Origin of the sequence: Streptomyces scabichelini, from assembly GCF_011045015.1 — a bacterium.
Taxonomy (GTDB): Bacteria; Actinomycetota; Actinomycetes; order Streptomycetales; family Streptomycetaceae; genus Streptomyces; species Streptomyces scabichelini.
Genome location: NZ_JAAKZY010000278.1, coordinates 1 through 12,451, shown reverse-complemented (window position 1 = coordinate 12,451; position 12,451 = coordinate 1). Strand labels below are relative to the sequence as shown.

11 protein-coding genes are annotated in these 12,451 nt (G+C 70.8%); 4 read left to right on the top strand and 7 right to left on the bottom strand.

What is annotated here, in order from left to right; all coding sequences use genetic code 11:
- Positions 1-100: 100 nt before the first annotated feature.
- Positions 101-736, bottom strand: coding sequence for a uridine kinase (locus G5C60_RS45485; protein ID WP_165269252.1), 636 nt, complete (start codon positions 734-736; stop codon positions 101-103).
- A 126-nt stretch (positions 737-862) separates the two neighbouring features.
- Between G5C60_RS45485 and G5C60_RS45480 the strand changes: the two genes are divergently transcribed.
- Positions 863-1,288 (top strand): hypothetical protein, encoded by a 426-nt coding sequence (locus G5C60_RS45480; RefSeq protein WP_165269249.1) that lies wholly within the window; start codon positions 863-865, stop codon positions 1,286-1,288.
- A 173-nt stretch (positions 1,289-1,461) separates the two neighbouring features.
- On the opposite strand, the gene G5C60_RS45475 is transcribed toward G5C60_RS45480, so the two are convergent.
- On the bottom strand, positions 1,462-2,994 hold the full coding sequence (locus G5C60_RS45475) for a DHA2 family efflux MFS transporter permease subunit (RefSeq protein ID WP_165269246.1): 1,533 nt from the start codon (positions 2,992-2,994) through the stop codon (positions 1,462-1,464).
- 27 nt (positions 2,995-3,021) lie between these two features.
- Positions 3,022-3,618, bottom strand: a complete 597-nt coding sequence (locus G5C60_RS45470; RefSeq protein WP_165269243.1) for an NADPH-dependent FMN reductase — start codon at positions 3,616-3,618, stop codon at positions 3,022-3,024.
- A 114-nt stretch (positions 3,619-3,732) separates the two neighbouring features.
- Here G5C60_RS45470 and G5C60_RS45465 point away from each other — a divergent pair, with 114 nt between their 5' ends.
- Positions 3,733-4,464, top strand: coding sequence for a TetR/AcrR family transcriptional regulator (locus tag G5C60_RS45465; protein WP_165269239.1), 732 nt, complete (start codon positions 3,733-3,735; stop codon positions 4,462-4,464).
- A 37-nt stretch (positions 4,465-4,501) separates the two neighbouring features.
- Here G5C60_RS45465 and G5C60_RS45460 read toward each other — a convergent pair whose 3' ends face one another.
- Genes G5C60_RS45460 through deoC form a run of 3 tightly spaced genes read right to left on the bottom strand, consistent with a single transcriptional unit; the run spans position 4,502 to position 7,780 of the window.
- Entirely contained in the window at positions 4,502-5,386 is an 885-nt protein-coding gene (locus G5C60_RS45460) for an aldehyde dehydrogenase family protein (RefSeq protein ID WP_165269236.1), read from the bottom strand.
- Positions 5,379-6,815: an aldehyde dehydrogenase family protein gene (locus G5C60_RS45455; protein WP_165269234.1), complete on the bottom strand. Its 1,437-nt coding sequence runs from the start codon at positions 6,813-6,815 to the stop codon at positions 5,379-5,381. Before G5C60_RS45455 ends, G5C60_RS45460 begins: the two co-directional genes overlap by 8 nt.
- Positions 6,816-6,820: 5 nt before the next feature.
- Positions 6,821-7,780 (bottom strand): deoxyribose-phosphate aldolase, encoded by a 960-nt coding sequence (gene deoC / locus G5C60_RS45450; protein WP_165269254.1) that lies wholly within the window; start codon positions 7,778-7,780, stop codon positions 6,821-6,823.
- 139 nt (positions 7,781-7,919) lie between these two features.
- Here deoC and G5C60_RS45445 point away from each other — a divergent pair, with 139 nt between their 5' ends.
- Positions 7,920-8,684 (top strand): PH domain-containing protein, encoded by a 765-nt coding sequence (locus G5C60_RS45445; RefSeq protein ID WP_165269232.1) that lies wholly within the window; start codon positions 7,920-7,922, stop codon positions 8,682-8,684.
- 291 nt (positions 8,685-8,975) lie between these two features.
- Positions 8,976-10,631 carry a hypothetical protein gene (locus tag G5C60_RS45440; protein WP_165269230.1) on the top strand — a complete coding sequence of 552 codons (1,656 nt, stop codon included), beginning with the start codon at positions 8,976-8,978 and terminating at the stop codon, positions 10,629-10,631.
- Between the two features lie 87 nt (positions 10,632-10,718).
- Here G5C60_RS45440 and G5C60_RS45435 read toward each other — a convergent pair whose 3' ends face one another.
- On the bottom strand, positions 10,719-12,359 hold the full coding sequence (locus G5C60_RS45435; RefSeq protein WP_165269228.1) for a phosphohexomutase domain-containing protein: 1,641 nt from the start codon (positions 12,357-12,359) through the stop codon (positions 10,719-10,721).
- Between the last annotated feature and the right edge of the window lie 92 nt (positions 12,360-12,451).

Here is a 12,451-nt window from a genome sequence, read left to right as displayed (position 1 = left end):
GATCACGGGGGATCACGGGAAAAGGAGCGGGGCTGGAGGGCCGGGGGGTCCATCCAGTCCCGCTTTTCTGTGCGTACGTGACTGAAGAGGCTGTACGTGTCTACGCCGCCGTACGCGCCTTCACGCACCGTCCCGCCGCCGCGTCCGCCAGTCGCCCCAACGCCTCGTCCTTGTCGCAGGCGTGGGCGCCCAGAGCCGTCTGGCGGGACACGATGGAGCGTTCGGCGCGCATCAGGCGCCAGCCGCGGCGGAGCAGGAACGGAACGGACTTGCGGCCCTCCTTGAGGTCCCGCAGGAAGCGGCGGCGGAATGTCCTCACCGGGCCGCGGCTCAGGCACAGCGCGTCCGCCAGCACGCCGAGTTCCTGGCAGCGCCCGACGATCTCGGCGGCGAAGATGCCCTCCGCGATGAACAGCGGCGTCCGCCCGATGTCGACGGTCTCCTGACCGGTGCGGGCGCTGAGGGAGATGTCGTACACGGGAACGTTCGTGTGCCCCGTACGGCACAGCTCCGTGATCGCCGCGACGGCCGTGTCCGCGTCCCAGGACAGCGGGTGGTCCCAGTCGATGTCCGAACTGCCCGCCACCTGCGGCAGTGTCGGATCGGTGCCCTCCTTGTAGAAGTCGTCGAGCCGCAGCACCGGGAGGCCGGAGCGGGCCGCGAGGAGGGACTTGCCGGAGCCGGAGGGGCCGCACAGCAGCACGACCCGGGTGGGTATCGGGGGATGGGAACTCACGAGGCACCAGTGTGCGGCATCGAGAGCTCCCTGCCGACCCCGCGGGTCGCCATTGGAGCCTGCGTCACACCTCAACTACCGTAAGTGTCGACCTGATTACTTTGTGCAGCAGAGGCGGCATCATTCATGACTCGACACGCGTCCCTCCAGACCCCGACCGCCCAGCGCGCGCTGCTGCGCGCGGGCCTGGCCCTGACCACCGTGGGGGCGGCCCTGGGAGCGGGCGCGGCCACGGCCACCGCGGGCGTCACCCCCGCGGTCGACGACCTGGCCGGCAGCCAGCTCCCCTCGTTCTCACTGAACAAGATCAACACACGGTCGGGGCTCCAGGAAGTGACCGGGACGGTCAAGTACGTCACGGGCCCGGTGCAGCGCATGAAGCCCAACCCGCTCGCCGGCACGGGAGCCGACCCGCTCGACAACGGCGTCGGCACGGAGGTCGCCGACTTCAAGCCGGTGACATCCCAGGACCTGACACGCCCGGTGGCGCAGGCCCCGTCGGTGGGGAGCGTTCCCACCGAACTGAAGCAGGTGACGAGGCTGGAATCCTAGGTCCTGGGCCCAGCTGGAGTCCTAAGCGGCCTTGGTTAAGTCCGGTGCGGTACCGCGCCCCTTAAGGGGCGCGGGGCTGTGTCGATATGCGGCTCCGCCGCGTGGGCGCGACCAGCCACGGACGGCCCGCACCTTTCGTACTGCCCTTCCCGCGGAGCGCTTAGGCCCCGGACCTAGGCAGGCGGTCTGCCCCGCAGCGGGACCTCCCGGATCAGCCAGGACACCGCGAACGCCACGGCGCACAGCGCTGCCGTGCCGAGCGCGACACCGTGCACGCCGTCGACGACGCCCGCCCGGAACGTGTCCTGGACCGGGCCGGGCAGGTCCCGCAGTAGCGCGGGCGTGAGCTCCCCGCCGGTCAGCCGCTGCCCTTCGGCGCCGAGCCGGTCCGAGACGGTGGCGGCGAGACGGCTCGTGTAGACGGAGCCGAGGATCGCGACGCCGAGGGAGCCGCCGATGGTGCGCAGCAGCGTCTGGGTGCCGCTGGCCGCGCCCATGTCGCGGGGTTCGGCGCTGTTCATCGTGATCAGCATCGTCGGCTGCATCAGGCAGCCGATCCCCACGCCCAGCACGAACGTCAGGCCGGAGGCCAGACCCGCGGACGTGCCGGTGCCCAGCGTCACCAGGGCCAGGGCGCCCACCGTGGCCAGCGCGCCGCCCGCGATCGGGTAGCCGCGGTAGCGACCGCCGTCGCTCACCCGCCGCCCGATCGCGAGCTGCGCGCCGATCATGCCGAGCATCAGCGGGATGAGCAGCAGTCCACTCTCCGTGGACGACATGTCCTGCACGAACTGCATGTACTGCGGCAGATAACTCGCCGCCGCCAGCATGGCCGCGCCCGTGACGAAGCTCAGGACCTGCGCCACCGTGAAGTTGCGGTCGCGGAACAGCCGCGGCGGGATCACCGGCTCCGGGGCGCGCCGCTCCACGCGCACGAAGGCGGCGGCCGCGGCCACGGACACCAGGCCGAGCCCGATGATCTGCGGTGACGTCCAGTCGTACGTCGTCCCTGCCCAGCTCGCGAGCAGCGTCAGGGCGAGGATCGCGGCGGTCAGCAGTCCCGCGCCGGCGAAGTCGATGCGCGCCTTGACGCGTTCGCCGCGCAGCCGCACCCCGAAGCCGATGAGGGCGAGCGCCACGGCGCCGACCGGCACATTGACGTAGAACACCCATCGCCAGTCCCACTGATCGGTGAGGAAGCCGCCGAGCAGCGGCCCGCCGATCATCGCGGCGGGCAGCAGCACCCCGATCAGCGACTGGGCGCGCCCGGCCTCCGCGGGAGCGAGCAGCGTCCCGATGAGCGAGAGGGCCCCCACGAACAGGCCGCCCGCGCCAATGCCCTGCAGCGCCCGGAAAGCGATCAACTGCCCCATGTCCTGGGCGAGTCCGCACAGCACCGAACCGACGAGGAAGACGGTGATGGACGCGAGGTAGCCGCCCTTGCGGCCGTACAGATCGCCGAGCTTGCCCCAGATCGGTGTGGAGACGGCCATCGTGAGGAGATAGGCGGTGAGTACCCAGGACAGCTGGTCGAGGCCGCCCAGTTCGCCGACGATGGTGGGCAGTGCGGTGCCGACGATGGTGCCGTCGAGCGTGGCGAGCACGATGCCGAGCAGCAGGCCCAGGATGACGAGCCGGGTGGGCGGGGCGCCGCTCTCGTCCCCCGTCGCGGCTCCGGGCGGCTTCTCGTCCGTACGTTGCTTCATGACGTCCCCCACGGTTCTGGCGCCGACTCAGGCGACGTACGAGCGAACGGTCCTGGCGTCGCGCAAGGCGTGCCCCCACCAGGCCAGCTGGTCGAGCAGCGCCTTCGCGGCGGTGTCGGCGGCCGGGTCCTTGACGGCGCCGGACTCGTCGAAGCGGCTCCACGCCTCGTGGAAGCTGACCGTGTTGCGGATGGTCGTGGCATTCAGCTCGGCCATGACGACCCGCAGATGCTCCACCGCGCGCAGACCGCCGGACAGGCCCCCGTACGAGACGAACGCGACCGGCTTGCCGTGCCACTGCTCGTTGTGCCAGTCGACGGCGTTCTTCAGGGGCGCCGGATAGCTGTGGTTGTACTCGGGCGTGACGAAGACGAACGCGTCGGCGGCGGCGAGCCGCGGCGTCACGAGGGCCAGCGCCTCCTCGGTGCCGGGCGGCGGCTGCTGACCGAAGGCCGGGAACACCGTTGGAAGCGGGGTCTCCGCGAGGTCCACGACATCGGCGCGCATGTCGTCGCGCTGCTCGAGGTGACCGCCGAACCATTTCGTCACGACGGGCCCGAAGCGGCCCTCACGGGTGGAGCCGAGGAGTACGGCGACGCGGAGCGGTTCTGTGGTGGCAGGCATGGAAAACCCCTTGGGTGTGTACGTCGTATCTGAGTGAGTACAACGTACACTTCGATGTGTACAACGTCTACTGGCGATACGCTGTACGCGACATCGATGGAGGGGAGCCGTGCCATGGCGGCCCGGAAGCAGGACGAGAGCAAGGCCGTGGAGCCCTCTCTCTGGGAGCGCGTGGAGCGGCCCGCCCCCGCACCCCGCGCCTCACTGACCCTGGAGCGGATCGCCGCGGCCGCGGTCGAGATCGCCGACGAGGAGGGCGGCGGCGCCGTCACCATGCGCCGTCTCGCCACGAAGCTCGGCGTCGCGCCCATGGCGGCCTACCGGCATGTGGCGGGCAAGGACGACCTCTGGGCGCTCATGATCGACCGGGTGTCCCAGGAACTGGTCGTGCCGGACGACGTGACGGGCTGGCGGGAGGTGCTGCGCTCCTTCGCCCTGCAGACACGGGAGTTGATGCTGGCGCACCCGTGGATGGGGGCCATTCCGTTGATCTCGCTCACGCCGTCGCGGATGGCCGTCGCCGAACGGCAGCTGGCGGCGCTCGCCGGGTGCGACCTGGACGCCGACTCGATGATGGCAGCCTTCCGGTCCGTCAACTCCTACGTGCACGGCTCGACCCAGGCCGAGATCGTTCTGCGCGAGTTCAAGGAGCGGCACGGCTGGGCCAGCGGTGACGAGACCCGTCAGGGGCTCGCCCCGCAGATGAACTACCTGATGAGCACGGGCCGTTACCCGACCTACCAGCGGTACGCCTTGAGCGCGGCCCGCAAGGACGACCAGGCCTGGGAGTTCGAGTTCGGCCTCGACTGCGTGCTCGACGGGATCGCCGAGCGCCTCGGTATCTGACGTACGACATCTGACGTACGACGAACGTGGCTGATACCTAGTACGACGAACCGGACGCGCCCAGCGACCCCGTCGGGTGCCAGACCGTCTTGGTCTCCAGAAAGAACGTCAGGCGGTCCGTGCCCGGGTCCGCGGAGAAGTCCACAGGCTGGGGACGGCGCACGCGCTTCAGGTTGTCCGCGGCCGCGATCTCCAGCTCCTTCGCGAGTACGTCGTCGGCGCCGGCCAGGTCGATCGCGTTGACGTCCTGGTGTGCGGCCAGCGGGGTCGCGATCTCGGCCGTACGACCGGACAGGACGTTGACCACGCCGCCGGGTAGGTCGGAGGTGGCCAGGACCTCGCCGAGGGAGAGGGCCGGGAGCGGGGACTTCTCGCTCGCGATGACGATCACCGTGTTGCCGGTCGCGATCACCGGGGCGACCACCGAGACCAGGCCGAGGAAGGACGACTCCTGGGGGGCGATGACCGTCACGACACCCGTCGGCTCGGGCGTCGACAGGTTGAAGAACGGGCCCGCCACCGGGTTTCCGCCGCCCACAACCTGGGCGATCTTGTCGGTCCAGCCCGCGTACCAGACCCAGCGGTCGATCGCGGCGTCGACCTGCACGGCCGCCTTGGCCTTGGAGAGCCCTTCGGCGTCGGCGACCTCGCGGACGAACTGATCCCGCCGTCCCTCCAGCATCTCCGCGATGCGGTAGAGGATCTGGCCGCGGTTGTACGCAGTCGCGCCGGACCAGCCGCCGAAGGCCTTGCGGGCCGCCACGACGGCGTCACGGGCGTCCTTACGGGACGAAAGGGGCGCGTTCGCCAGCCACTTGCCCTTGGAGTCCGTCACCTCGTACACCCGGCCGCTCTCAGAACGCGGGAACTTTCCGCCCACGTACAGCTTGTAGGTCTTGAACACACTGAGACGGTCAGACATCGAGGTACGCCTCCAGGCCGTGGCGACCGCCCTCGCGGCCGAAGCCCGACTCCTTGTAGCCGCCGAACGGCGAGGCCGGGTCGAACTTGTTGAACGTGTTGGACCAGACGACGCCCGCACGGAGCTTGTTCGCCACCGCCAGGATGCGGGAACCCTTCTCCGTCCAGACGCCGGCGGAGAGGCCGTACTGCGTGTTGTTGGCCTTGGCCACCGCCTCCTCCGGGGTGCGGAAGGTGAGGACGGACAGGACAGGGCCGAAGATCTCGTCGCGGGCGATCGTGTGCGCCTGGGTGACGTTCGTGAAGAGCGTCGGGGCGAACCAGTAGCCGGAGGACGGGAGCTCGCAGGCCGGGGACCAGCGCTCGGCGCCCTCCGCCTCGCCCTGTTCGGCGAGTGCGGTGATGCGCGCGAGCTGCTCGGCGGAGTTGATCGCGCCGACGTCCGTGTTCTTGTCGAGGGGGTCGCCCAGACGGAGAGTCGACAGGCGGCGCTTCAGCGAGTCAAGGAGCTCGTCATGGATCGACTCCTGTACGAGGAGCCTGGAGCCCGCGCAGCAGACCTGGCCCTGGTTGAAGAAGATGCCCGTGACGATGCCCTCGACGGCCTGGTCGATGGGGGCGTCGTCGAAGACGATGTTGGCGCCCTTGCCGCCGAGTTCAAGGGTGAGCTTCTTGCGGGTGCCGGCGACGGTCCGCGCGATCTCCTTGCCCACGGCCGTGGAGCCGGTGAAGGCGACCTTGTTCACGTCGGGGTGCGCGACCAGGGCCGCGCCCGTGTCGCCGTATCCCGGAAGGATGTTGACGACACCCTTGGGCAGGCCCGCCTGGCGGCAGATGTCCGCGAAGAACAGTGCCGACAGCGGAGTCGTCTCGGCGGGCTTCAGGACCACCGTGTTGCCGGTCGCGAGGGCCGGGGCGATCTTCCAAGCCAGCATGAGGAGGGGGAAGTTCCAGGGGATGACCTGGCCCGCGACGCCCAGCGGCTTCGGGTCCGCGCCGAAGCCCGCATGGCCCAGCTTGTCGGCCCAGCCCGCGTAGTAGAAGAAGTGCGCGGCTACGAGCGGGAGGTCGGCGTCGCGCGTCTCCTTGATGGGCTTTCCGTTGTCCAGCGTCTCCAGGACGGCCAGTTCGCGGCTGCGCTCCTGGATGATGCGGGCGATACGGAAGAGGTACTTGGCGCGCTCGGAGCCGGGCAGCGCGGACCACTTCTCGAAGGCCTTACGGGCGGCCCTCACCGCACGGTCGACGTCCGCCTCGCCCGCCTGGGCGACCTCGGAGAGGACCTCTTCGGTGGAGGGCGAGATTGACTTGAAGACCCTGCCGTCCGCCGCCTCGGTGAACTCGCCGTCGATGAACAGGCCGTACGAGGGCGCGATGTCGACGACGGACCGGGACTCGGGGGCCGGCGCGTACTCGAATACGGAAGCCATGATGATCAATCCACCGTCACGTAGTCGGGGCCGGAGTAACGGCCCGTGGCCAGCTTCTGGCGCTGCATCAGCAGATCGTTGAGGAGCGACGAGGCGCCGAAACGGAACCAGTGGTTGTCCAGCCAGTCCTCGCCCGCCGTCTCGTTCACCAGGACCAGGAACTTGATCGCGTCCTTGCTGGTGCGGATGCCGCCCGCGGGCTTCACCCCGACCTGTACCCCGGTCTGCGCACGGAAGTCGCGTACGGCCTCCAGCATGAGCAGGGTGTTCGCGGGCGTCGCGTTCACCGCGACCTTGCCCGTCGAGGTCTTGATGAAGTCCGCCCCGGCCAGCATGCCGAGCCAGCTCGCCCGCCGGATGTTGTCGTACGTCGACAGCTCGCCGGTCTCGAAGATGACCTTCAGGCGGGCGCTCGTCCCGCAGGCCTCCTTCACGGCGACGATCTCGTCGTACACCTTCATGTAGTTCCCCGCGAGGAACGCGCCTCGGTCGATGACCATGTCGACCTCGTCCGCTCCGGCCGCGACGGCGTCACGTACGTCGGCCAGCTTCACGCCGAGCGCGACACGCCCTGCCGGGAAGGCGGTGGCGACGGAGGCGACCTTCACGCCGGAGCCCGCGACGGCTTCCTTGGCGGTGGCCACCATGTCGGGGTAGACGCAGACGGCCGCCGTCGTGGGCGTCGTACGGTCCGTGGGGTCGGGGTGGACGGCCTTGGCGCCGAGCGCCCGGACCTTGCCCGGGGTGTCCGCGCCTTCCAGCGTCGTCAGGTCGACCATCGAGATGGCGAGGTCGATGGCGTACGCCTTCGCCGTCGTCTTGATGGAGCGGGTGCCGAGCGAGGCGGCGCGCGCCTCCAGGCCGACCGTGTCGACTCCGGGCAGCCCGTGGAGGAAGCGGCGCAGCGTGCTGTCGGACGCGGTCACGTCGCCGAGTGCGTGTGCGGCTGGTGCTGTGGTGGGCATGGTCACGAGGGGAGCATATCTACGCGCGTAGCGGCTGTACAACCCCCAGGGCTTTCCCGGAGCTCGTCGAGAGTGTCGAGAGTGAGCGCTCGACGACCGCGGATGAGCGTTGTCAGAGGCGTCGGGCAGAATCGGGACTATGACGACCCCGGATCATCAGCCACCCACACCGAACTCCTCGGGCTCTTCCGCTTCCCCGGATTCCACGGGCTCCGCGGATTCGCAGGGCGCTCCGGATTCTGTGGGTGCTCCGGATACCGCGGGCTCCCCGGAACGGTCGCGACCCACGGGTCCGGAGTCCAGGGACCGGATCTACCGGTCGCCCGCGGGCATCGCGGGCGGCGTGCTGCTGCTCGCCATCGCGGGCTGGCTCGGCATCGACGCGCTGATCGTGGGCGAGGGCCGCACGCCGTGGCTGGCGCTCGCCGGGCTCATACTCTTCGTCCCGCTGGTGGTCGCCTTCACACTGCGCCCGGCCGTCTTCGCGAACGAGGAGCGGCTGCGCATCCGCAACCCCTTCCGCCTGATCGTGCTGCCCTGGGGCACGGTCGACGCGCTGCGCTCCGGTTACTCGAACGAGGTGTTCGACAAGTCCGGCACCAAGTACCAGCTGTGGGCGATACCCGTCTCGCTGCGGGCCCGCAAGAAGGCGGCGAAGAGGGAGGCCCGCGGGGCCAAGGAGGGCAGCGACGTCCGTCCGTCCCGCCCGTCCCCGCTGCCGGTGCCGACCGGACCCGTGCGCGCCCAGGCCGACCAGATCATGGACGAGCTGCGTGAGCTGGTGGAGGCCCGTGGGCCGGACAAGCGGGCGCAGGGGGAGCCGTCGGTGCGGTGGGCCTACGAGATCGTGGGGCCGGCGCTGGCCGGTGCGGTGCTGCTGATCATTCTGCTGGCGGTGGGGTGACCTCCAGGACCCGCGGTCTGTCACGGCTGCGCGCCAAGGGCCTTGCACCCGCGGCGTATTCGGGATCTTGTGACAGTTGCGCACGCGGCTATTGATGTGACTGCGCACGAGGCTCGTGAGGCGGCTGCTCGCGGTTCTTGAGGGGATGGGGCGGGCCGCGCTTGAGGCGATGGGCGCGCTCGGCCGTACGAGAGAGCAGTGGCTGCCCTCGCCTCCGGGCGTCCTGCCACCACCGGTCAGTCACCACTGACCCCGTCACCACCGGCCTGACCGTGCACCGAGGGAGTAGATGTGTCGTACGACGAGCCGCTGCGGCTGCCCGCCGCCGCGATACCCGACGGCTGCCGGGAGTGGACGGCCGGGCAGGCCGGGGGCTGGTCGCTCGCGCTGCCGCCGCGCTGGACGTTCCTCCGCGTACGCGGCTCGGTCGCGGCCGGAGTGACCACCCTCGCCCTGTGCGCGGGCGGCTGGGCGGCGGCGCTCGGCGGGCTGTGGCCACCGCTCGCGGCGGCGTTCGCGGTGTACGTCCTGTGGGTGCTCTCGCGGCCCGAGCTCGTCTGGGCCGGAGCGCCCGCGATGCTCATCGCGCTCGCGGTCCAGGCACCGTCGCAGCCGTGGGTGGTGACCGCTGTCTTCATGCTCGTCGTGGTGAGCTCCTGGGCGGTCGTCGCCGTACGCCTGCGGGCCCGGAGCCCACAGTTCGAGCGGGCGCTGGAGGCCACCGAGGGCGTCACGGCGCGGCTGCCGGACGCGGACGAGCCGGTGCGGCGCGGCAGTTTCCTGCGCACGCTCGGCCTCGGGGTCCTCGTGCTCGGCGTGCTGACCGCCGCCACCTCGGGCCTCTGGGACTCGGCCGACGACCGCCGGGGCGCCTGGGTCGTCGCCTTCTTCGTGGCGGGCCTCGGCGTGACCGCCCTGGCCTCGGCCTGGTTCGCCCGACGCGGGGCCGTGGGACTGCGCCGGGCGCCCGCGCCGGTGCTTCGCGTCCTCGTGCGCGACGACGCGCAGGGCAGCACGGAGGTGTACGCGGCGGACGACCTCAGGGCGGCCCGGCCCCTGTTCACCGTCGACCTGACCTCGTTCGACGGTGAGGACGACGACGAAGGGGAGGAGGGGGAGGACCCGGACGAGGACGACGAGGAGAAGATCGAGCGGCTCCTCGAAGTCGTGGACGCCGACACCCCGGGCCCGATCCGCGAAGCCGTCCTCTACGGCGCGCCCTTCGACGGCGCCGAGGTCCTCGTCGTCAGCGCCGACGTGGATCCGGACCAGCCTCCGCTGACGGAGTGGTCGTCGGGGCCCGTACGCCCCTTGTCGCTGAGCGCGGGGCGGCGGCGTATCGAACGGGAGAGGGCCCGGGAGGCGCAGAGCCGTCAACTGGAGGAGCAGGCCCGGAAGCTGGCCGAGGCGCAGGACCCCGTCGCGGTGCGCCGCTGGCGTGCCGGGTGGCTGGACTGGGTGTCGGCCGTGCTGCTGGTGGCGTGGGTCAACTGGATCTGCTGGGCCTGGTTCACCGAATCCGGCGCGCCCCTGTGGGAGCTGGCTCTCGGCGTCGTGCTCGGCCTCTACGGCACGGTCCGCGTTCCCACGAAGCTCGCCTGGCGCATCACCGCCGACCGTACGGGCCTGTGGATCACCGGGCTGCTCGGACCCCGGCACGTTTCCTGGGAGAGCCTCCGCTCCGTGCGGCGACAGCGGTTCCAGCTGCAGCTGCGCTGGCGGGGCGACGACTGGGCGGTCGCCGCGCCTCAATGGGGCTGGTTCGAGCGCAGCCGGGGGTTGGTCCATCCGTACGACGCACTGGCCGCCGAGCTCAGCGCGATGCGTACGCACCCCGCGCTGCGGCCGACAGGGGAGAGCACCGGGCCCGAACGCGGGCGCCCGCTCTGGCCGCTGGCCGTGGTGCTGGCGCTGGCGTGGGTGGTGGCGGTACTGGCCTTGAGGTGAGCCTGGCCGGAAAAGGCGGTTCGGGGGTGCGCTCGGCCACGGGTGCCTGAGCGCACCGGCGCCTGCGCGCACCCCATCGGGTGCCGGTCAGATGCCCGCCGCCGCGGAGAGGTCCCGCTTGATGGCCGTCAGGAGGGCCGTCGCCTTGTTGTGCGCCATGGGCAGGTCGGCGTGGGAGGCGACCGGGATCACGACCTCCAGGTAGCACTTCAGCTTCGGTTCCGTGCCGCTGGGGCGGACGATGACGCGGGCGCCGTCGAGGGCGTAGCGCAGGCCGTCCGTGGGCGGGAGCTTGTCCGTGCCCTTCGTCAGGTCCTCGGACTTGGTGATCGCCAGGCCGCCGAGGCGGACGGGAGGCTGCTCGCGAAGCCGACGCATGGCGCTCGCGATCAGGGAGAGGTCCTCCACGCGGACCGAGAGCTGATCCGTGGCGTGCAGACCGTATTCCACCGCGAGGTCGTCGAGGAGGTCGAGGAGGGTCCTGCCCTGTTCCTTGAGCTCCGAGGCCAGCTCCGCGATCAGGAGCGCCGCCGTGATGCCGTCCTTGTCCCGTACGCCCTCGGGGTCCACGCAGTAGCCAAGGGCCTCCTCATAGCCGTAACGGAGGCCGTCCACCCGGGCGATCCACTTGAAGCCCGTCAGGGTCTCCTCGTACGGGAGGCCGGCCTTCTCAGCGATACGGCCGAGGAGGGAGGACGAGACGATCGACTCCGCGAAGGTGCCGCGGGCCCCGCGCCGTACGAGATGGGCGGCGAGGAGCGCGCCGACCTCGTCGCCGCGCAGCATGCGCCAGTCGCCGCCGTCCTCAATAGCTACGGCGCAGCGGTCCGCGTCCGGGTCGTTCGCGATGATCAGGTCCGGATTCGTCTCGCGGGCCTTCGCGAAGGCCAGGTCCATCGCGCCCGGTTCCTCCGGGTTCGGGAAGGCGACGGTCGGGAAGTCCGGGTCCGGATCCGCCTGTTCGGCGACGAGGACGGGTTCCGGGAACCCCGCGCGGGCGAAGGCGGCGAGGAGAGTGTTCTTGCCGACGCCGTGCATGGCTGTGTAGACGGTGCGGGCGGTGCGGGGGGAGCCCGCGGCGAGTACGGCGTCCGTACGGGCGAGATAGGCGCTCAGGACGCTGTCGTCGCCGTCGGCGAGGGTCTCCCACCCCCCGGCCGGACGCGGTACGTCGCTCAGGCCCGCGATCGCTTCGATCTCCGCGGCGATCTCGGCGTCCGCCGGAGGCACGATCTGGGAGCCCTCACCGAGGTAGACCTTGTAACCGTTGTCGCGGGGCGGGTTGTGGCTGGCGGTCACCTCCACGCCCGCGACGGCCCCGAGGTGCCTTATGGCGAAGGCGAGGACGGGAGTGGGGAGGGGGCGGGGGAGTACGGCTGCCCTCAGGCCCGCGCCGGTCATCACCGCGGCGGTGTCGCGGGCGAAGTCCTCCGACTTGTGGCGGGCGTCGTACCCGATGACGACCAGGCCGTTCTCCTGGCCCTTGCCCTTGAGGTACGCGGCGAGGCCTGCGGCGGCGCGGATGACCACCGCGCGGTTCATACGCATGGGGCCGGCGCCCAGCTCGCCCCTGAGGCCCGCGGTGCCGAACTGGAGGGTGCCGGTGAATCGTGCGGTGAGCTCCGCTTTGTCCCCGGCGTCAATCAGCGTGGTGAGTTCGTCCCTGGTCTCCGGGTCGGGGTCTTCGGCCAGCCACGCCTTGGCCTTCGCGACGAGTTCATCCTCCACGGGGGGTCAACCTCTTTTCTTCGGTTCCTGTCCGGCCTGGTGGGGGGAGGGTTTCTTTCCCCAGCCCCGCCCCTTCCCGAAACTGGGGGCTG